Source organism: Bacillus sp. PK6-025, assembly GCF_056530265.1.
In genome coordinates this window covers 3,438,855-3,459,610 of sequence record NZ_CP096509.1, presented here as the reverse complement: position 1 = coordinate 3,459,610, position 20,756 = coordinate 3,438,855, and the positions used below count along the sequence as shown (strand labels likewise).

Below are 20,756 nucleotides of genomic sequence, written 5' to 3'. Positions count from 1 at the left end.
CTGAAAAAAATGAAACATATCACTTTTGCATTGTTTACAAGCATCCTGCTTATTATTGCAGCTGTGGTTCACAGAATAATCTTTAGAATGTTTGGGATTCAAGTTGATGAAGCACTTTTCTTTTGGGGTGGATTTGTGGCCATCTATTTCGTATTAGCTTTAGTGTCTTCCCTCGTGTTTAGAAACTTGAGTTCCAACAAAAGTAACTACAAGGCTTAATAAAGAAGAGTGCTGGTTCTAGCGATTAAGATTCTTAAACAAAAAGAGAGGGGGTAATAACCTCTCTTTTAATACATATTTTCAGCTATTCTCATTGATTGCTGAAACATCGACTTACTTCATATCTTCTTGCTCTGTTTTGGTGCTATTGGTGGGCTCCCTTCTGGTGCAATCCGATCGATCTGTGTCTATTCCAACGATCTTAAATAACCGGCCAATACAGAATCGATCATTTCAGCCGTCAGCCTTTCAGGGGCCATGATCAAATGAAGCGCCAGCCCGTCGACAAGGGCGTACAGGTGCTCGGTTTCCTTTAGAACATCGATCCCCGGTTTGGTGCCGGTATTCACCAGCATTTCAACAGCCGATTTACAGGCTGAATAAATGCCTTCATTCATCTCCTTTCTCAACGGTTTGAGCTCCGGATCGCTGAGCGATTTGGCCGTAAATGCATACCATGCCTCCATTTCCAGTTTTCGCTCCTCATCAAGAGGCATAAGCTGAAAAAGAAGCTGTTTGACGTTCTCAGCCGGTGCACCGTTAAATGTCATGCTCTCAATCCGCGTTTTGACCCGGTTTGCCACAAGCCTCATTGAATAAATGAAAAGCTCAGACTGTTGGGGAAAATAATGGCGCATCGATCCGGCCGAAAGTCCGGCTTCCTTAGCGATATTTCTGACGGTGCAATGTTCAAGTCCATCCCTGTGAATCACATTCCACACCGCTTCGGCAATTTTTTCTTTTTGTTTTTCGTGATCAACTATTTTTGGCATACACACATTATAACACGGCTGTATTATTTAATACATCTGTGTTATAATTTTTTAGTACAAATGTGTTAAAAAGAGAGGCGGATAAAAGGTGATTGGTTTATTGATTATAGCTTGTGAGATTGGTTTTTGGATTTTTATTCTGCTTGGCCTTATTTTTCGCTATATGGCAGGCTGGAAAAAGGCTGGTTTGATCATGTTTGCATGTACCCCGGTTTTGGATTTGCTGCTTTTGGCTGCAACGGCGCTTGATCTGTACAATGGGGCGCAAGCGGATGTTTTGCACGGCATCGCCGCCGTTTATATCGGCGTGAGCATCGCGTTCGGGAGCCGCATGATCAAATGGGCGGATGAAAGGTTCGCCTATCGCTTTGCCGGCGGTCCGAAGCCTGTTAAAGGCCCGCAGTACGGCAGAGAACACGCCAAAAAAGAGCGCAAAGGCTGGTTGCGGCATTTTATCGCATGGCTGATCGGGGCGGCGCTGCTGGCCGGGATGCATCTGTTCATCGGCGACCCGGAAAGAACGGAACCGTTAATCCGCATCGCTTCTTTATGGTCGATCATCCTTGCCATCGATTTTCTGTACAGTTTCAGCTTTACCCTTTTTCCAAAGAAAGCCCGTTAAAAGAAGCCGGATGTCCGGCTTCTTTTTCATGTTCAAGAATCCCGCCGCTGAAAAAGGAAATGCTACAAGCAGACCTGGATCAAGTTTTCGAAAAAAACCTGTGATAAACTAAAAGAAGAGGTGAACTGCATTGATTTATATTGGATTAACAGGATGGGGGGACCATGACAGCCTGTATCCGCCCAAGACAAGCAGTCAAAACAAGCTGATCCACTATTCGGCGCATTTTCCGATCGTCGAGCTTGATGCGAGCTTTTACGCGATTCAGCCCGAGCGGAACAATGAAAAATGGGTGAAGGAGACGCCGGAAACCTTTCAGTTTATCATAAAGGCATATCAGGGAATGACGGGGCATCAGCGCGGGGAAATCCCCTTTGAAACGAAAGACGACATGTTTGCTGCTTTTAAGCTTTCGTTAACGCCATACATAAAAGCGGGCAAGCTGGCGATGGTCCTCTTTCAGTTTCCGCCATGGTTTGATTGCAAAAAAGAAAACGTCAATTACTTAAGATGGGTAAAAGAGAAAATGGGAGATATACCGTGTGCGCTTGAATTCAGGCATCGGTCATGGTTTATGCCCCAGTTTTACGACAAAACGCTCGCTTTTATGGAGGAACAGCAATGGATTCACAGCATTTGCGATGAACCCCAGGCGGGCGAAGGCAGCATACCGACGGTTCTTCATGCGACTGACAGCAGGAAAACGCTCGTCCGTTTTCACGGCCGCAACAAGGAAGGCTGGTTAAGGCCGTCTTCCGGGCAAAATTGGCGTGAGGTCAGGTATTTATATTTATATAATGAACAAGAATTAAAAGACTGGAAGAAAAACCTTGAGCTGCTTGAACAGCAGTCGAAAAACGTTTACGTGCTGTTTAATAACAATTCAGGCGGTGATGCGGCTCAAAACGGGAAGCAAATGAAGGAGCTGCTCGATATTGAATACAAAGGGCTTACGCCAAGGCAGCTCGATTTATTCAGCTAGAAAAGAGGACTTATTTTATGGAATATCTTATTTTGCTAATACTCGGATTTATCGCGGGAACCATCGGCAGTCTTGTCGGGCTCGGCGGAGGGATCGTCATCGTTCCCTCGCTCCTTTTTCTGGCGGGGCTGCCGACGCTCTTTGACCATGTGACACCGCAAATGGCGGTCGGCACATCGCTGGTTGTCATCATATTCACAGGGCTTTCTTCAACGCTTGCGTATATGAAGTATAAAACCGTAGATTATAAAAGCGGTCTTATTTTTTTCATCGGCTCGGGGCCGGGCAGCATCGCAGGTGCCCATGTATCGACATATTTCAGCTCAGACTCGTTTTCTCTATGGTTCGGGATTTTTATGATTCTCATTTCCCTTTCCTTAATGATAAAGAAAAGGGTGAAACCTGCCGAGAAAAAGCATACGGGCGTTATCAGAACGTTCACAGGAAATGAAGGACAGGAATATACGTATTCATATCATCCTTTAGCCGGAATCGCGATCGCCTTTGTCGTCGGCTTCCTCGGCGGGCTTTTCGGCATCGGAGGCGGCTCGCTGATGGTGCCGGCGATGATTCTTCTGTTTTTATTTCCGACAAGGGTCGCTGTTGCGACATCGATGTTTATTATTTTCCTTTCATCTGTCGCGGGCTCTGCCGGCCATGTCATCGCCGGTCATGTCAACTGGCTTTATGCGCTCGCATTGATCCCGGGCGCCTGGTTTGGCGGGCAGCTCGGCGCCTACATGAATAAAAAGATGCAGACAAAGACGATCGTATTGATCATGAGGTTCGTATTGATCATCATCGGAATCAGATTAATCTATCAAGGCGTGTTTAGTTAAACGTTAGGGAGAGATTTGCATGACGGAAAAGCTCCATATTTACCATACGAACGATTTGCACAGCCATTTTGAAAACTGGCCGAAAATCGTCGATTATATTCAGACACAAAGACAAAAACATGAAGAGCAGGGGGAAGAAGTGCTTTTGTTCGACCTCGGCGATCATGTCGACAGATTCCATCCGATATCTGAGGCCACCTTCGGAAAAGCGAATGTGGAGCTGTTGAACCGTCTGCAGTATGATGCTGCAACGATCGGGAACAATGAAGGGATTACACTGCCGCATCAGGAGCTGGATACACTTTATGACAACGCTCAGTTTCCTGTCGTTGTTTCCAATTTGTTTGACGGAGAAGGGAAGAGGCCCGGCTGGGCAGCGCCGTATGTGCTCAAAAAGGTGAAGAGCGGCGCAACTCTTGCCATTCTCGGTGTGACAGTCCCGTACTATCCGATCTATCGACAGCTTGGCTGGACGGTTGCAGACGCATTTGAAAGCATCGGCGAGATGCTCAGTGAAATCAAAGGAAAAGCTGATACTGTCATCCTTCTTTCACACCTTGGCATTTTGGACGATCAGCGCGTCGCGGAAGCTTTTCCCGAAATCGACCTGATCCTCGGCTCCCATACCCATCACCTGCTTGAAGAAGGGATGATGAAAGACGGCGTTATGCTGGCCTGCGCGGAAAAGTACGGGAACTATGTCGGTCATGTTGAACTGACGTATAACGGAAAGCTTGAGAACATCACAGCAACCGTTATGAAGACGGCAGAGTGGAACGAAGAATCAGAGGAGACGATTCGTTTTCTGAAGGAAAAAGAGAAAGAAGCCAGAGATCTCCTTGAAGAAGAAATTGCGACATTGGACAACACCCTTGAAACCGCCTGGTTCCGCAGAAGCGCCCTTCCGCAAATGCTGGCAGACGCCTTAAAGGAATGGTGTAAGGCGGAAATCGGAATGGTCAACTCAGGTATTGTACTGGAGTCTCTTTCACAAGGCGCGGTGACGAAAGCGGATGTTCACCGCATTTGTCCGCATCCGATTAATCCGGTCAAACTGAAGCTGACGGGATGTGAGCTGAAAGAGGTCATCCTCCATGCATCATCAGAACAAACCGAAAAGCTGCGCATTAAAGGGCTCGGTTTTCGCGGCGAAGTGATGGGGAAAATGCTGTATGCCGGCCTTGATCCGGAAAAGCTCTCTGTCAACGGAGCGGACATTGAAGATGATGCGTTCTACACGATCGCCACGATTGACATGTTTACACTCGGAACGCTGTTTCCGGCGATCCGCGATGCCGAAGATATCGAGTACTTTATGCCTGAATTCCTGCGTGATCTGCTCGCCTGGAAGCTTAAAAAAGCAAACCGGTTCTAATACAGATGCTTAAAGATTCGGGGCAAACCGGAACATGTCTCCCGCTTTATCATACATTAATGGTAAAGGAGGGATCGCGATGGTAAATTTAACTCCGATTATGATAGAAGATCAGCCGTTTACGGCTGTAACGGTCAAACTGCCGAAAACGAACTTTATGGCGGTAACCAATGACCATGGCTATATTATGTGCGGAGCGCTTGACGTCGCCCTGCTGAATGATAAATTAAAAGAACGGAAAATCGTCGCCGCCAGAGCCGTCGGCGTGCGGACGATCGATCAGCTTCTCGAAGCCCCGCTCGAATCTGTAACCGATGCGGCCGGAGAGCTCGGCATCCATCCCGGAATGAGCGGAAAAGAAGCTCTTTTAAAAATGGTGAAATAAAGTTGTCTGATTGAATCGTATATCCCCTCTTACAAGCATACACTTTTGATGTAAGGGGGGATTTTGCTTGCGAAGATTTCGCGGCCCTCTGTCAAAAAGAGGACCTTTGCCTTTTCGATATGTCATGCTGCTTTCGTTTGTATTTTTTATTTTTTCAACGGCCGTCAGCCTGTTGATCATCAACTCATCCATCAAACCGACGCTTCTGAACATCGCTGAAATGGAAACGAACCGGATTGCGACGCACGTCATCCAGGAAGCTGTCGAGGATTATATGAACCAAGATGAAAATGTACAAAACATGGTCGAAATGAAGACAAATGAAAACGGGAAAGTAACAACGATCAATTTCAATTCCCATGTTGTTCGCGATATGCAGACCAAGATTACGAAACGGCTGCATGAAAATTTGAAAGTAACGGAAACAGAAGAATTTAATTCTTCTGCGAAAACGCCGGAAGACAAGAGTGATGGCGTGATTTATCAAATTCCTCTCGGCCAGACAACGGGAAATTCCCTGCTTGGAAACCTCGGGCCGAAAATACCGGTGCGCTTTAATGTTGTAGGAGATGTTTTTACAGATTTCAAAAAAAGTGTGGAACCGTACGGAATTAATAATGCATTAATTAATATTGGGATTCTTGTCGAAGTCAAGGTCCGTGTCGTCATACCGTTTGCGACAAAAACGGCGGTTGTCAAAAATACGATTCCGGCAACGATTCAAGCCGTGCACGGCGAAGTACCCGACTTCTACAGCGGCAGCGGCAGCCAGACGGCGCCATCGATTCAAATTCCTTCAAAGGATGAAAAAACAGAGCAAAAAAAGGAACAAAATAAGCAATGATTTCCAAGGCATTCTGCAAACACCAGGCAGAATGCTTTTTTTCGCGTCCTGGAGACGGAATGCGTCTATTTTCTTAAAAAAATACTTTGACTTAGGCAAAAAGACTGTATATACTATTCAATAATAATTATTAGAAAATTCACTGTTTTCAGATGTTTCAAAAAGGTAAAGGAGGAAGCTTATGGATAATCGTCCGCAATGGGGTACAAGAGCGGGTTTTATTTTAGCAGCTGTCGGTTCTGCGATCGGTTTGGGGAATATTTGGAGGTTTCCGGCTGTAGCTTATGAAAACGGAGGCGGCGCGTTCTTTCTGCCATATTTGTTCGCGCTCTTGACAGCAGGAATCCCACTTCTCATCATGGAATTTACAATCGGCCATAAATACAGAGGATCAGCCCCGCTGTCCTATGCCCGGATGGGGAAAGGAAAGGAATGGATCGGCTGGTGGCAGGTCGCCATCTCATTTGTCATCTCGACGTATTATGCCGTGATCGTGGCATGGGCCATTTCTTACACTGTCTTTTCTTTCAATTTAGGCTGGGGTAAAGATACAGAAAATTTCCTTATGACTGAATATTTAAACAGAGTAGATATTGGAGGAGGGGCCATCGGTCAATTCGGAGGCTTCGTGCCGGGCGTCCTGATTCCGCTCGCGATTGTCTGGATTGTTTCCTTGGGCATTTTATTTGCCGGAGTCAAAAAAGGAATCGAAATTGCAAACCGCATTTTCATTCCGCTGCTATTGGTCTTATTTTTAATCATCGTCATTTATTCGATTACACTTGACGGGGCTGCTCAAGGGCTGAATGCGTTTTTCACGCCTGATTGGAGCCAGATCACAAACGGAAAAGTTTGGGTGGCGGCATACGGCCAAATTTTCTTCAGTCTGTCGATCGCGTTTGCCATCATGATTACGTATTCCAGCTATTTGCCGAAAAAATCCGATATTACAAACAATGCGTTCATCACAGGATTCGGGAATTCGTCGTTCGAACTGCTGGCCGGGATCGGGGTATTCAGTGCGCTGGGCTTTATGGCCGCGCAGCAAGGCGTTCCAGTTAAAGAGGTCGTCTCTTCCGGAATTGGTTTGGCGTTCGTCGTCTTTCCGCAAATCATCAATGAGTTTCCGGCGTTTAATGTGCTTTTCGGGTTTTTATTCTTTGGTTCGCTCGTTTTGGCAGGTCTGTCGTCTCTCATTTCGATCTCTGAAACATATGTTGCCGCGATTCAGGATAAATTCAACGTTCCGCGGCGGAAAGCCGTCCTGTTCGGCGGAGGGGCCGCTGCATTGTGTTCGCTCGTATTTGCGACAAAAGGCGGGCTGTTCTTTCTCGATGCAGCCGATTACTTTATCAACAATTTCGGAGTGGCGCTTGCCGGATTGATCGAAGTCGTTGCGATTGCATGGTTTGCGAAAGAGCTGAAAGCTTTGCAGGCTCACGCCAATTCGGTTTCCGACATTCAGCTCGGCGCCTGGTGGAGAATCTGCCTGAGCGTCGTCACACCTATTGTTCTGGGGTATATGATGTTTGATAATATCAAGACGAATATCACAACAGCCTACGGTGATCTGCCGGTAGAGTTTCTCCTGAAATGGGGATGGTGCGTCGCTGTTGGAGCGATCGCAGCCGGGTTTATCCTTTCACTTTCAAAATGGAAGAACGAACTGAAATATACGCCATTTCAACATGACAAGGAGGTTTCCTCATGAACGGCGCATCTATAGCAATGATGGTAATCGGCATCGTCATTATTTGGGGAGGCTTGGCCGCAAGCATCATCAATGCGGTTGTGAAAAGCAAGAAAAGCCAAGCCGGTTAATCTCTGAAAAGAAGACATCCCTATTCTTCTGAAATAGGGATGTCTTTTATTTTTTCTTTCGAAGCTCCTTCCGTTCCCATGCTCTTAAATGAGGATAAGGGTCAAAAGACCATTCGGTTCTTCCGTTGTCTTTATACATGCCGTAGTGAAGATGGGGCGGGAATTTTCCCGATGTCCCCGGCGGCCCGTATCCCGTTGCTCCGACCGAGCCGATCACTTGGCCGGGTTCGACGATTTCTCCCACTTTCAAGCCTTTTGTGAATCCGTTCAAATGAGCGAAATAATGGTACGTATTGTTGATGTCTCTGATTCCGATCCGCCAACCGCCGAAACGGTTCCAGCCTTTCATTTCAACAATACCGTAGCATGTCGACCGGACGGGGAGGCCATAATGGGCGAACAAATCCGTCCCTTCGTGAATCCGCCTGCCCCCGAATCCGCGGGCATCTCCCCATGTGCTTCTATAGCTGTAATCTGATCTTACGGGAAGAGGAAAGGCGTGCTTGCTCAAATCAATGTGGCCGTATTTTTGAAAAAGCCTGATAAAGCCTGATATGATGCCGACCGTCTGATCCCTTTCGTAAAACTCCCACAGGCCGATGCGGATATTTTCTATGTCTCTTCCGTATGTCAACAAGTATTGTCCAAACGTATAAAGGACGTCTTCATCCTGATCCGGTTCCGCCAGTCCGTCTCCGTTTCCGTCCATTCCAATTCCGTCGAAAACCTTGATGCTGAGCGGCGATGTATCTTTCGGGTTGGGGTTTTCAGGTCCGCTCCACACGCTTTGCGGAATATATATCCCGGTGTGCCCTTTTTGCTTCGGCAAGTCCTTGCGGTTTTTGCGGATGTTGATTTCGTATTGGTCGACAGCCGCGAAAACATACCAAGGAATATGGGTTGCAGCTTCTGTTTTATGATAAAGGGCCATTCTCTTTTGCAGATCGGGCTCTTTTTTCTCCTTTGCAAGAGCGCACGGCTGCGATATGAGCAAAAGGAGGATGAGAACGGATAATACAGCTTTCACAGTGTCCTTAGCTCCTTTCAGTTTGAATACAGTTAGTTTGTGACATCTGCAGAAATCGATAATAAGAAAATGTTAGAAATTCCATCTTGTCTAATCATGCTCTTGTTCACAAATCTGTACTATGTTAAAGTGACTAAAGATGAAGATTTAGATTTTTTATTTAAGCGGTTCCAAAGTAGGGGGACACATCCGGCGCTATGTCACAAATTTCGTATTGAACATGACTACAATCCACAATGGAGATGATGGAATTGGCAAAGAAAGACGAGCACCTAAGAAAGCCCGAATGGCTTAAGATCAAGCTGAACACAAATGAAAACTATACGGGCTTAAAAAAATTAATGCGGGAAAACAACCTCCATACGGTCTGTGAAGAGGCCAAATGCCCGAACATCCACGAATGCTGGGCCGTCAGACGTACCGCAACCTTTATGATTCTCGGATCTGTCTGTACGAGAGCCTGCCGCTTCTGTGCGGTGAAGACGGGGCTGCCGACAGAACTTGACTTGAATGAGCCGGAAAGAGTCGCGGATTCTGTGAGCATCATGAATCTGAAACACGCGGTCATTACAGCCGTTGCCCGTGACGATTTAAAAGACGGAGGAGCAGGGGTATTCGCTGAAACCGTACGCGCCGTCCGGAGAAAAAGCCCGTTTACAACAATCGAAGTTCTCCCGTCTGACATGGGCGGAGACTATCATAATTTGAAAACGCTGATGGATACGCGTCCGGATATTTTAAACCATAATATTGAGACGGTCCGCCGCCTGACGCCGAGAGTCCGTGCGAGAGCTACATATGAAAGATCATTGGAATTTTTGCGCCGCGCCAAAGAGATGCAGCCGGACATCCCGACGAAATCCAGCATCATGATCGGCCTCGGCGAAACAAAAGAAGAAATCATCGAAACAATGGACGACCTTCTTGCGAACAACGTCGACATCATGGCAATCGGCCAGTATCTACAGCCGTCCAAAAAACATATTAAAGTACAGAAATATTACCATCCTGACGAGTTTGCCGAACTGAAAGAAATCGCCATGGAAAAAGGCTTCAGCCACTGTGAAGCAGGGCCGCTCGTCCGCTCTTCATACCATGCCGATGAACAGGTGAATGAAGCGTCTAAAAAACGCCAGGCACAGGCATAACATTGGATGAAAAAACGCCAGCCGTTTGCGCTGGCGTTTTTCTTATTTATTTTCAGGTCAGGATTCGGTCGCTTTTCCTTTTCCGTCAAGGCCGTTTTCATCTGTACCTGTCGTTGTTTTGCCTTGCGGTGATTTTTGCATTTCCTTAATCGTATCGGCCATCAGCTGATCAACGTTTCTTGAATTGGCTCCAAGCCGGCTGAAGTTGGCGACGGATTGCATCATATCCGGATCATCGGAAATATAGATATGGTAATACCTCGGAATGACGGATGCCGCCGTCTTTTTAACTTGGTCAGCCGTCTGTTCGCGCTGCCCAGAGTCCGTTTTGTACACAACAAGCGCTTCTTCGTCTGTCACAAGTGCTGAGGCATCTTGAATATTGGGAAGCTGAACCGTTAAACTAGATATAATATGCGCCATTTCTTCCCGATCAATTTGAGGCGCCTGCATTTCTTCCTTGTTTGCGACTGGAGTTGCCTGATGGCGCGCATAACCGAATCTGCCTTTCCGGTTGTCATTTCTGAACTTTTCATGATATTGAGGGTTCTTGTCTGCAACGTGAACGGTATTTCCGTCTTCGTCATATATATTGTGTTCGGTATCATTTAAGGCTGTCTGGCATCCTGCTAAAGGCACCGCCAGCAGCCCTGCTAAAAGAATTTTTTTATTCATTCTGCTTTTCCTCCTCATTTATAGCTTTTCCAACGGGGAGGATTTATTCTTAGCAATTGATGGCGGCACGGGTTTGAATTATCATATAAAAGAGGTGAAAAGAATGATTGTCGTTCAGAACGCTGCATTTGAAGTCGTCAAAGATGTGAAAAACGGTTTTAACGAAGAAGCGTTTAAAGCCAGATACTCCGACATTTTAAATAAATATGATTACATCGTCGGGGATTGGGGATACAGCCAGCTGAGGCTGAAAGGCTTTTTTGACGATCAAAATCAAAAGGCCACATTTGATACGAAGATCAGCACGCTTGATGAATATATTTACGAGTACTGTAATTTCGGATGTGCCTACTTTGTTTTAAAACGTCTGCGAAAATAAGCGATCATAAAAGGGGATGCTCTGATGATGTATTTTGTCGATCGACACAAAATCGAAAACACGTTGAACTTCCTGGAAGAGGAGCTGCGGCTTTATCAAACGCAGGAGGAATGGACTTCCGACGTCGAAAAAAAAGCGCTCGAACGAATCGGCCACACGCTGATCGAATGTATATTGGATATAGGGAACGATATGATTGACGGCTTTATTATGAGAGATCCTGGAAGCTATGACGACATTATGGATATACTGACCGATGAAAAGGTTGTCAGCCAAGCGGAAGGCGACAGTCTGAAACATTTGATCGCCTATCGGAAGACATTGGTTCAAGACTACTTGAATGTCAACCATGAAGAATTGGACATGCTGCTCAGCAGGCATGCGGAAACGCTTGAGAAATTTCCGGCGCGGATCCGCGATTATTTAAACCATGAGCTCGGTCCGGTATCCGCATTCAAACCGCACTAAACAAAACTGGAGTGTACAACATGAAAACATACAAAGGATACTTAATTGATCTGGATGGAACAATGTACAAAGGGACGGAAAAAATCGAAGAAGCATGCGAATTCGTAAAGAAGCTGAAAGAACGGAGCATCCCGTATCTGTTCGTCACAAACAACTCGTCGCGCACGCCGAAGCAAGTGGCGGACAAGCTTGTTTCATTTGATATTCCGGCCGAAGAGAGCCAGGTATTCACAACCAGCATGGCAACCGCCAATTTTATCGCCGAACAAAAACCGGATGCTTCCGTATATGTGATCGGTGAGGAAGGCATCCGCCAGGCCATTGAGGAAAAAGGACTGGCATTCGGCGAAGAAGACGCCGACTTCGTCGTCGTCGGTATCGACCGCGGCATTACATACGAAAAGCTAGCCGTCGGTTGCCTTGCCATCCGCAACGGCGCTACATTCATCTCGACTAACGGCGATATCGCTATTCCTACAGAAAGAGGACTATTGCCGGGCAATGGTTCTCTCACGTCAGTATTAACCGTTTCTACGCAGACAGAGCCTATTTTTATCGGCAAGCCGGAGCCGATCATCATGGAGCAGGCGATGAAGGTGCTCGGCACAAATATCAGTGAAACGCTGATGGTCGGTGACAATTATGATACGGATATTATGGCGGGAATGAATTCCGGGATGGACACGCTTCTCGTTCATACGGGCGTGACCAAAAAAGAACACCTTGAAGCCTACCAGGAAAAGCCGACATATGTCATTGATTCTTTAACAGACTGGATGGATCGCATCTAAACCGCAAAAAAACACTTGTCTTTTAAGGACAAGTGTTTTTTAATGGCTTATTCCGCATCTTTTGCTCGATGCGCCAGTCTGCTGGATGCGGCTGCCGCAATCGCTCCGACGATATCATCCAAAAACGTGTGGCATTCGCCTGTTGATTTATCGTTTAAACGTGCGAGCACTCCCGGTTTGATTTTATCGATATATCCATAGTTTGTATAACCGATTGATCCATACAAATTCACAATGGAGAAGGATAAGATTTCATCGACGCCGTACAAGCTTTCATCTGTCTCGATTAAGGTTTGGAGCGGTTCCATGAGCTTTCTTTGCTCACCCAGCATATCCAATTGAATCCCTGTGATCACGGCGTTTTGAACTTCGCGTTTTTTCATGACCCGGTTGACATTCTCTTCACATTCTTCTTTTGTCAAGTTTGGATGATATTTCTTTTGTAGTACGTAGACAAGATCAGCAATATCCGAAATCTTGACGCCCCGTTTCTCAAGCCATTCTTTTGCTGCTGTTTCGATTTGATGCATGCTGTTGTTTTCCGGCATCATTTTCACCCAATCTTTTTTTACTTAGTGTATACAAACAACCTTAAAAATGTAACGATTTTAGAACTCTTTTTCCGAATCGATTCATAATCGAATCCCTTCATGATTACGATGTGTAGAAGGAGAAAAATTTATCAGGAAGTGATGTCCGTGAAGGAGCTGATCAAAGAAAAATTCGGAATCCATATTCGCGATCTTACTTCATACTTGTCTTATCAGGCTTTTCATACCCCGAATTCAATGTTTTTGATCGTCCCGGTATCCCACTTGAGTCAGGATGAGCTTGCGGAATTGTTTAGTATGAGTCAGTATTTGCAAGAACAGCGCGACCCATACGTTTCATCTTTTATATTGACAAAGGATGGGGAGATGACATTTGAGGACAATGGCGCCTCATATGTACTGCTTCAAGCTGCTCCCCGCATGACAAACAGGTCCGTTTCATTTGGGGCGGAGCTGGCTGAATTTCATCAGAAGGGAAGAGGATACCCTTATGAGGTAAAAGAAACCTCGCGGATTGGGCAGTGGAAAGAACTTTGGGGGAAACGGCTCGACCAGCTGGAACAATTCTGGATCCAAAAAACGCAGGCAAGACAGCTGCAGCCTTTTGAAAAACATTTTATCGAATCGTTTCCTTATTATCTCGGTTTAACCGAAAACGCGATTCAATATTTGGCCGATACCGAATTGGATGATCAGCCGCAGGCCGCCGACTCCGGGACGATTTGCCAGCAGCGGCTCACCTGCGAGGCTTTAAGGCACGAGCCGCTTATTAAAATCCCGATGGAATGGGTGTTTGATCATGCGGCCAGGGATCTTGCGGAATATGCCAGAAGCTTGTTTCACGAAAGGAAAAACTTCAATGACATCGCATTGTTTTTTCAGCAATACGAACAAGCCGCGCCGCTTTCCTCATTTTCTAAACGGCTGGTGTACAGCAGGCTTCTGTTTCCGCTTCACTATTTTGAGACGGTTGAAGGGTATTATATTTCTCCTGAATCAGAGCACCATTATTTTGAAAGCAGACTCGACCATTTATTGTCTCGAGCGCCGGCTTATGAGCAATTTCTGAACGGCTTTCAAGAAATGGCAGGCATGAGAGCCGCAGGATTTATGAGCATGCCGCCTATCAATTGGCTGAAAAGGACACCATAGACGCCGCGGTGTTCTTTTCTTCATGTTAACATTTCCGGATTTTTTCGATATGCTTAGATTGGAAGCTACTCTTAGAAAGGAACGAGGCAGCATGGACAAACCGTTTGTATATGTAACGAGAAAATTACCGGAAGAACAGCTTTCTGCGTTAAAAGAAGAAGCCCGTATTGAGATGTGGGAAAAGGAAGAAGAACCGTGCCCGCGCGCCGTTCTGGTGGAAAAAGCAAAAAAGGCGCACGGACTGTTGACGATGCTTTCCGACACAGTTGATGAGGAGCTTTTAAAAGGTGCGCCGCATTTAAAAGTGGTGGCCAATTTGGCGGTGGGCTATGACAACCTCGATGTGGAGGCTGCGAAAAAGCATGGCGTCATCTGCTGCAACACGCCCGGCGTGCTGACAGAGTCAACGGCAGATTTGACGTTTGCTCTGCTGATGGCATCCGCGCGCAGAATCGTCGAGGCAAGCGACTGGATTAGACAAGGTAACTGGACGGGCTGGGGGCCGCTGCTTTTGGCCGGAGCGGATATCCATCATAAAACGATTGGCATCGTCGGGATGGGGAGCATTGGACAAGCCGTCGCCCGGCGGGCGAAAGGCTTTGGCATGGAGATTTTATATCATAACCGTACCCGCAATCCCGAGGCGGAAGCCGAACTGGGGGCAACTTATCTATCCTTTGGCGAACTGCTCGAACAGGCGGATTTTGTGGTATGCCTGACGCCTCTGACTGAGGAAACGAAGCATCTGTTTAACCGCAGCGCATTCAAAAGGATGAAGCGCTCCGCTATTTTTATCAACGTCTCAAGAGGACAGGTTGTGAATGAAGACGATTTATATGAAGCCCTGATCGAAAAAGATATTGCCGGCGCAGGACTCGACGTCTTTGCGGAAGAACCCGTGCAGCAGGATCACCCGCTCGCCAATCTGCCGCAAGTGACCGCGCTGCCACACATCGGCAGCGCCACTGTCGAAACGAGAGAAGCCATGATGAGGCTTTGTGCGGAAAATATTGCGCTTGTCCTGGGAGGGAAGCCGGCAAAGACCGAGATTTGATGTTTCTTCCGGCCGGCCTGACGGGTCGGAAGATTTTCTCACGAAAATATTTCTGAATATATAGAATCTTATTATATCAATGTATAAAGCGTTTTCATGATTTGTTTTTCAGCAAATGTCATCTTGTCAAAAAAAGAATCCCCCATTATAATGTTTGTAACTTAAATGTCTGCGTTGCGTTTACAAATGTCCTCAGAGAGAGGACGATTAGAGAGAGAAAGGTGGAATTTCATTGAAGGCGATACGAGTGGGGCTGCTAGGATTAGGAACAGTCGGGAGCGGTGTGGTGAAGATTATTCAGGATCACCAGGATAAGCTGACACACCAAGTCGGATGCCCTGTTACGATTCAAAAAGTTCTTGTAAAAGATAAAGATAAGAAGAGGGATGTCGACCTTTCCAAAGATGTTCTGACGACGGAAGCTTATGATGTCATTCAAGATCCGGAAGTGGATGTCATCATTGAGGTCATCGGGGGAATCGAGGAGACAAGACGCTATTTGCTTGACGCGCTTCAGGCGAAAAAACATGTCGTGACAGCGAATAAAGATTTGATCGCCCTCTATGGATCGGAACTGACGGCTGCCGCGAAAGAAAACGGCTGCGACCTTTATTTTGAAGCGAGCGTCGCCGGCGGAATTCCGATTTTGCGAAGCCTGGAAGACGGGCTGGCTTCAGACCGGATTACGAAAATGATGGGAATCGTCAATGGAACGACCAACTTCATTTTAACGAAGATGAATAAAGAAAACGCGCCTTATGCTGATGTGCTGAAAGAAGCGCAGGAGCTCGGCTTCGCCGAAGCGGACCCGACAGCTGATGTTGAAGGTCTTGATGCGGCGAGAAAGATGGCGATTTTGGCCAGGCTCGGTTTCTCAATGAATGTCGATCTTGACGATGTCAAAGTGAAGGGCATTTCCCAAGTGTCTGATGAAGACATCAATTTCAGCAAACGGCTCGGCTATACGATGAAGCTGATCGGCATCGCCCAGCGCGACGGACAAAAAGTCGAAGTGAGCGTCCAGCCGACATTGTTGCCGGAGCATCATCCGCTGTCTTCCGTCCATAATGAATTCAATGCGGTTTACGTGTATGGCGAGGCCGTCGGGGAAACGATGTTTTACGGGCCTGGCGCAGGAAGCATGCCGACTGCGACCTCCGTCGTATCAGATTTGGTTTCCGTCATGAAAAACATGCGTCTCGGCGTGAACGGCAGCAGCTTTGTCGATCCGCAATTTGAAAAGAAGATCAAGGCGCCTTCTGAAATCTTCGCCCAGCAGTTTTTAAGAATTCATGTTAAAGATCAGGTCGGTTCGTTTTCAAAAATCACATCGATTTTTTCGGAAAGAGGCGTCAGTTTTGAAAAAATTCTGCAGCTTCCGATTAAAGGCCATGATGACCTGGCTGAGATTGTCATTGTGACACATCATACGTCAGAAGAGGATTTTACGGATATCTTGCAAAAGCTGAATGATCTTGAGGTTGTTGATCAGGTGAAAAGCACTTATCGAGTAGAAGGGAACGGTTGGAGCTAATGTGGAAAGGACTCATCCATCAATATAAAGAATATTTGCCAGTAACGGACAAAACACCGGAATTGACGCTGAACGAAGGAAATACCCCGCTCATTTATCTGCAAAATCTTTCGAAAAAGCTCGGAATCGAGCTTTATGTCAAAACAGAGGGTGTCAATCCTACAGGCTCCTTTAAAGACCGCGGGATGGTCATGGCGGTCGCCAAGGCGAAAGAAGAAGGCAATGATACGATCATGTGCGCTTCGACCGGCAATACGTCAGCTGCTGCTGCGGCTTATGCGGCCCGCGCCAACATGAAGTGCATCGTCATTATTCCGGACGGCAAAATCGCCTTCGGAAAGTTGGCCCAAGCCGTCATGTACGGCGCTAAAATCATTGCGATCGACGGAAACTTCGACGATGCCCTGAAAATGGTGCGCAGCATTTGCGAGAAAGAGCCGATTGCACTCGTCAACTCTGTGAATCCTTACCGGATTGAAGGACAGAAAACCGCTTCCTTTGAAATTTGTGAACAGCTGGGCGAAGCGCCTGACATCCTTGCAATTCCTGTCGGGAATGCCGGAAATATTACGGCTTACTGGAAAGGCTTTAAAGAATATCATGAGAAAAACGGCACAGGCCTGCCGGTCATGAGAGGTTTTCAGGCGGAAGGCGCGGCCCCGATTGTCAAAAACAGAGTAATTGAAAAGCCGGAAACCGTTGCGACAGCGATCAGAATCGGAAATCCGGCAAGCTGGGACAAAGCGGTCAATGCTGCAAAAGAATCGAACGGAAAAATCGATGAAGTGTCAGACGAAGAGATCCTGCACGCTTATCAGCTCCTGGCAAGAGAAGAAGGCGTATTTGCAGAACCGGGATCGTGCGCATCTATTGCCGGCGTACTGAAACAGCTGGAAACGAAAGAGATTCAGCCGGGGGCGAAAGTTGTCGCCGTCTTAACCGGAAACGGCTTGAAAGATCCGAACACAGCCGTTGATGTGTCGCAGATCAAACCTGTCACACTGCCGACAGATGAAGAAGCCATTCTCGAACACTTAAAAGGAGCCGCTCGTGTATGACTGAGGCTGACATGCTGTTTTCCGTTACGGTTCCCGGAAGCACGGCCAATCTGGGCCCAGGCTTTGATTCAGTCGGCATGGCGCTGTCCCGTTATTTGAGACTGTCTGTTTTTCCTCATGATGAGTGGCGTTTTGAGGCTGAAACAGAAGTCGTAGCGGGAATTCCTGAAGGGACGGATAATTTAATTTACCAGGTGGCCAAACGGACCGCTGCACACTTCGGAAAAGACATTCCGCCAAGCCTCGTCAAAGTGTGGAGCGATATTCCGCTGGCGCGCGGTCTCGGCAGCAGCGCAGCCGCAATTGCCGCTGCGATTGAGCTGGCGAACGAACTTGCCGATTTAAAACTTTCTGACCGCGAGAAACTCCATTTTGCAAGCCTTGAAGAAGGCCATCCTGACAATGCCGGAGCATCGCTTTTCGGCGGGCTTGTCATCGGACTTCATGAAGAAGATGAAACAGAGATGGTTTCGATGAAAGACATCGATTTGGATGTCGTTGTCGTCATTCCTTTTTATGAAGTGCTGACAAAAGATGCGCGGGATGTTCTTCCCGAAAGCCTCTCTTATCCGAAAGCGGTGGAAGCAAGCGCGGTCAGCAATATGCTCGTCGCCGGACTGATGGCGAAAGATTGGAAGCTTGTCGGCCGCATGATGCAAAAAGACCTCTTTCATCAGCCTTACCGAAGGGCGCTCGTCCCTGAGCTTTCTAAAGTGGAGCATGAAGCAGGCAAAAACGGCGCGTTTGGGACCGCTTTAAGCGGAGCAGGACCGACGATCCTTTCCTTTATTGAAAAAGGAAAGGGAGACGCGCTGAGAGATCAGCTTGCTTCTAAGTTTCCGCATTGTGAAGTGGACTGCCTTCATGTCCCGGATACAGGCATTATCGTTGAAAGAAAATCAGTAAACAGTGTTTAACGAAAAAAGAGCTTTTTCGGCTCTTTTTTTGTTTGCCTTCAAAACAAGGATTTTTATTTAGAAAGTCGAAATAGTATGACAAACATATAGAGGAGGAGAAACGAACATGAAGCAGCTGATAACCGAAAAAGACCTCATCAAGCTTGTATCCATTACCGACCCGCAGTACTCGCCTGACGGTGCAAAAATAGCCTACGTGCAAACAAAAGTAAACGAAAAACAGGACTCTTATGATTCGCATATCATGGTCTACGACCGCAAACAACAAGCGTCAGTACAATGGACGTTTGGAAAAGGAAGAAACCAGCATCCGCGCTGGTCGCCCGACGGCAAATCCCTTGCATTTACGTCTAATCGCGAGGAAACCACACAACTTTACGTGATAAGCGCAGCCGGAGGAGAAGCGAGAAAAGTGACCGATATTCCCTATGATGTATCACAGCCTGAATGGTCGCCTGACGGCAAGTCATTGCTTTGTTCAGTGAGGCTGACGAAAGAGGAAAGCGTCGACGATGAGAAAAAAACGGAGATTGAAGATCACGAACCGCTGGAAGTCGATTCTTTGTCGTATAAATTAGACGGCCAAGGGTTTAAAAGGGGAAAGTATACGCAGCTTGTCCTCGTTCAAGTGGAAACCGGGGAGATAAAACAGCTGACCGATCTAGAACGCGACCATTTCAGCCACGCATTTTCACCGTGCGGAGGCAGGATTGCATTTTGTGCCAATCAGACGGATATGCGTGTGAACGATGTCTATTTGATGAACCTTTCGACAGGTGATTTGAAGCGCCTGACAGGTCAAAACGGCGTTTTTTCTTCACTATCGTTTTCTCCTGACGGCAAACACCTTGCATTCATCGGAAACGAAAAGGAATTTCAAAACGCCACGCTTGATAAAGCATGGCTGTATAATATCGAAACAGGAAAACTAACGTGTCTGACGGAAATGCTTGATGTCCATCTCAGCGATGCAGTGGCAGGGGACAGCCTTGTCGGAGGCGTTCTTCCGAAACCGGCCTGGACCAAAGACGGAAACGGCTTTTATGTCATTGGATCTGACAAAGGTTCGACAGGCATTTACTACATATCAATCGAAGGTCTTGCTTATCCGGTCCGGTTGGAAAAAGAGCATCTGAACGGATTCAGCCTGCATCCGGATGAAAAAAGTTTTGCGGCATCGATAGCCCTGCCTGTCCGGCCGAGCGAACTTTACCATCTCCCATTGGGTGAAGAAACAGCGGAGCGATTAACAGATGCCAACCAAGCGTTTACGGAAGAGCATATCATATCGGAACCGGAGGAGCTTCAATTTCAGACAGCGGACGGTTTGACAATTCACGGTTGGCTGATAAAGCCTGCTCAATATGAAAAAGGAAACACGTATCCGCTCATTCTGGAAGTGCACGGCGGTCCTCACGCCATGTATGCGAATGCTTATTTTCACGAATTTCAAGTGCTGGCCGCAAAGGGAAGCGCCGTTGTATATGTCAATCCACGGGGAAGCCACGGCTACGGACAGGATTTTGTCAACCGGGTGAGAGGCGACTACGGCGGGGGAGATTTTAAAGATGTAATGGCAGCTGTTGACCACGCGCTGGGACAATATGATTTCATCGATCAAGAAAGGCTCGGAATCACAGGAGGTAGCTACGGCGGCTTTATGACAAACTGGGCTGTCGGCCACACGAATCGGTTTAAGGCCGCGGTGACGCAGAGGTCCATTTCCAATTGGATCAGTTTTTACGGGGTAAGCGACATCGGCTATTTTTTCACAGACTGGCAGATCGGAGCGGACCTTTTTGAAAATCCCGGCAAACTGTGGGAGCATTCGCCGCTCAAATATGCGGACAAGGTGGAGACTCCTCTTCTCATCCTCCATGGCGAACGGGACGACAGGTGCCCGATTGAACAGGCGGAGCAGCTGTTTACGGCATTGAAAAAAATGGGGAAAGAAGTAAAACTCGTCAGATTCCCGAATGCGTCGCACGATTTATCAAGAAGCGGGCATCCGAAGCAGCGGATCAGACGGCTTGAGTATATTGCCGGGTGGTTTGAAGATTATCTATAAAAAAAGAAAAGGCTGCCGTAATGAACGGCAGCCTCAGCGTGTCGACAAACCCTCGCATTCGTTGTCAGGCCTGC

The 20,756-nt window shown here is 47.2% G+C and carries 23 protein-coding genes; 19 read left to right on the top strand and 4 right to left on the bottom strand.

Annotated elements, in window-relative coordinates; translation table 11 throughout:
* Positions 1–9: 9 nt before the first annotated feature.
* A complete protein-coding gene (locus tag M1D67_RS17805; protein ID WP_130569234.1) occupies positions 10–219 on the top strand; it encodes a bacteriocin-like WGxF protein in 210 nt (69 codons plus the stop codon).
* A gap of 188 nt (positions 220–407) precedes the next feature.
* Here the strand turns inward: M1D67_RS17805 and M1D67_RS17800 are convergent, their stop codons facing one another.
* A complete protein-coding gene (locus M1D67_RS17800) occupies positions 408–992 on the bottom strand; it encodes a TetR/AcrR family transcriptional regulator (RefSeq protein WP_479831415.1) in 585 nt (194 codons plus the stop codon).
* Between the two features lie 88 nt (positions 993–1,080).
* Here M1D67_RS17800 and M1D67_RS17795 point away from each other — a divergent pair, with 88 nt between their 5' ends.
* The 8 genes from M1D67_RS17795 (at position 1,081) to M1D67_RS17760 (ending at position 7,860) form a co-directional block, all read left to right on the top strand.
* Positions 1,081–1,614 (top strand): hypothetical protein, encoded by a 534-nt coding sequence (locus M1D67_RS17795; protein ID WP_106071031.1) that lies wholly within the window; start codon positions 1,081–1,083, stop codon positions 1,612–1,614.
* A 130-nt stretch (positions 1,615–1,744) separates the two neighbouring features.
* Positions 1,745–2,596, top strand: a complete 852-nt coding sequence (locus tag M1D67_RS17790) for a DUF72 domain-containing protein (RefSeq protein ID WP_020452851.1) — start codon at positions 1,745–1,747, stop codon at positions 2,594–2,596.
* Between the two features lie 17 nt (positions 2,597–2,613).
* Positions 2,614–3,435 carry a sulfite exporter TauE/SafE family protein gene (locus tag M1D67_RS17785; protein ID WP_479831414.1) on the top strand — a complete coding sequence of 274 codons (822 nt, stop codon included), beginning with the start codon at positions 2,614–2,616 and terminating at the stop codon, positions 3,433–3,435.
* Positions 3,436–3,454: 19 nt separating this feature from the next.
* Complete coding sequence (locus tag M1D67_RS17780) at positions 3,455–4,810, top strand: bifunctional metallophosphatase/5'-nucleotidase (RefSeq protein ID WP_377923696.1); 1,356 nt, start codon at positions 3,455–3,457, stop codon at positions 4,808–4,810.
* A 79-nt stretch (positions 4,811–4,889) separates the two neighbouring features.
* Entirely contained in the window at positions 4,890–5,195 is a 306-nt protein-coding gene (locus M1D67_RS17775) for a YunC family protein (RefSeq protein ID WP_003184991.1), read from the top strand.
* 67 nt (positions 5,196–5,262) lie between these two features.
* Positions 5,263–6,039: a sporulation protein YunB gene (gene yunB / locus M1D67_RS17770; protein WP_377923695.1), complete on the top strand. Its 777-nt coding sequence runs from the start codon at positions 5,263–5,265 to the stop codon at positions 6,037–6,039.
* A gap of 181 nt (positions 6,040–6,220) precedes the next feature.
* Positions 6,221–7,750 (top strand): sodium-dependent transporter, encoded by a 1,530-nt coding sequence (locus M1D67_RS17765; RefSeq protein WP_065643720.1) that lies wholly within the window; start codon positions 6,221–6,223, stop codon positions 7,748–7,750.
* Entirely contained in the window at positions 7,747–7,860 is a 114-nt protein-coding gene (locus M1D67_RS17760; RefSeq protein ID WP_003184985.1) for a methionine/alanine import family NSS transporter small subunit, read from the top strand. The genes M1D67_RS17765 and M1D67_RS17760 overlap by 4 nt, the downstream gene beginning before the upstream one ends.
* A 46-nt stretch (positions 7,861–7,906) precedes the next feature.
* Here the strand turns inward: M1D67_RS17760 and M1D67_RS17755 are convergent, their stop codons facing one another.
* The gene (locus M1D67_RS17755; RefSeq protein WP_023856191.1) at positions 7,907–8,887 is read right to left on the bottom strand and encodes a M23 family metallopeptidase; all 981 of its coding nucleotides are present in this window, start codon (positions 8,885–8,887) and stop codon (positions 7,907–7,909) included.
* Positions 8,888–9,138: 251 nt separating this feature from the next.
* Between M1D67_RS17755 and lipA the strand changes: the two genes are divergently transcribed.
* On the top strand, positions 9,139–10,035 hold the full coding sequence (lipA, locus tag M1D67_RS17750) for a lipoyl synthase (protein ID WP_023856190.1): 897 nt from the start codon (positions 9,139–9,141) through the stop codon (positions 10,033–10,035).
* A gap of 57 nt (positions 10,036–10,092) precedes the next feature.
* On the opposite strand, the gene M1D67_RS17745 is transcribed toward lipA, so the two are convergent.
* Positions 10,093–10,710 carry a YhcN/YlaJ family sporulation lipoprotein gene (locus M1D67_RS17745; RefSeq protein ID WP_020452845.1) on the bottom strand — a complete coding sequence of 206 codons (618 nt, stop codon included), beginning with the start codon at positions 10,708–10,710 and terminating at the stop codon, positions 10,093–10,095.
* Between the two features lie 103 nt (positions 10,711–10,813).
* On the opposite strand from M1D67_RS17745, the gene M1D67_RS17740 reads away from it, so the two are divergent.
* From M1D67_RS17740 to M1D67_RS17730, 3 genes are read left to right on the top strand one after another with little or no spacing between them, the layout of a single operon-like run.
* Positions 10,814–11,089: a YutD family protein gene (locus M1D67_RS17740; RefSeq protein ID WP_003184977.1), complete on the top strand. Its 276-nt coding sequence runs from the start codon at positions 10,814–10,816 to the stop codon at positions 11,087–11,089.
* Between the two features lie 27 nt (positions 11,090–11,116).
* Positions 11,117–11,557 (top strand): DUF86 domain-containing protein, encoded by a 441-nt coding sequence (locus tag M1D67_RS17735; RefSeq protein WP_023856189.1) that lies wholly within the window; start codon positions 11,117–11,119, stop codon positions 11,555–11,557.
* Between the two features lie 20 nt (positions 11,558–11,577).
* Positions 11,578–12,348 carry a TIGR01457 family HAD-type hydrolase gene (locus M1D67_RS17730; RefSeq protein WP_231005619.1) on the top strand — a complete coding sequence of 257 codons (771 nt, stop codon included), beginning with the start codon at positions 11,578–11,580 and terminating at the stop codon, positions 12,346–12,348.
* A gap of 47 nt (positions 12,349–12,395) precedes the next feature.
* Here the strand turns inward: M1D67_RS17730 and M1D67_RS17725 are convergent, their stop codons facing one another.
* Positions 12,396–12,896 carry a phosphatidylglycerophosphatase A family protein gene (locus M1D67_RS17725; RefSeq protein ID WP_020452842.1) on the bottom strand — a complete coding sequence of 167 codons (501 nt, stop codon included), beginning with the start codon at positions 12,894–12,896 and terminating at the stop codon, positions 12,396–12,398.
* 144 nt (positions 12,897–13,040) lie between these two features.
* Between M1D67_RS17725 and yutH the strand changes: the two genes are divergently transcribed.
* From yutH to M1D67_RS17695, 6 genes are all read left to right on the top strand, one after another.
* Complete coding sequence (yutH, locus tag M1D67_RS17720; protein ID WP_256163590.1) at positions 13,041–14,051, top strand: spore coat putative kinase YutH; 1,011 nt, start codon at positions 13,041–13,043, stop codon at positions 14,049–14,051.
* Positions 14,052–14,142: 91 nt separating this feature from the next.
* Positions 14,143–15,105 carry a 2-hydroxyacid dehydrogenase gene (locus M1D67_RS17715; RefSeq protein WP_231005621.1) on the top strand — a complete coding sequence of 321 codons (963 nt, stop codon included), beginning with the start codon at positions 14,143–14,145 and terminating at the stop codon, positions 15,103–15,105.
* A 232-nt stretch (positions 15,106–15,337) separates the two neighbouring features.
* On the top strand, positions 15,338–16,639 hold the full coding sequence (locus M1D67_RS17710; protein ID WP_368679168.1) for a homoserine dehydrogenase: 1,302 nt from the start codon (positions 15,338–15,340) through the stop codon (positions 16,637–16,639).
* Complete coding sequence (thrC, locus tag M1D67_RS17705; protein WP_368679244.1) at positions 16,639–17,697, top strand: threonine synthase; 1,059 nt, start codon at positions 16,639–16,641, stop codon at positions 17,695–17,697. The genes M1D67_RS17710 and thrC overlap by 1 nt, the downstream gene beginning before the upstream one ends.
* Entirely contained in the window at positions 17,694–18,614 is a 921-nt protein-coding gene (thrB, locus tag M1D67_RS17700) for a homoserine kinase (RefSeq protein ID WP_023856185.1), read from the top strand. The genes thrC and thrB overlap by 4 nt, the downstream gene beginning before the upstream one ends.
* 106 nt (positions 18,615–18,720) lie before the next feature.
* Positions 18,721–20,682 (top strand): S9 family peptidase, encoded by a 1,962-nt coding sequence (locus M1D67_RS17695; protein ID WP_101561504.1) that lies wholly within the window; start codon positions 18,721–18,723, stop codon positions 20,680–20,682.
* The last annotated feature ends 74 nt before the right edge of the window (positions 20,683–20,756 follow it).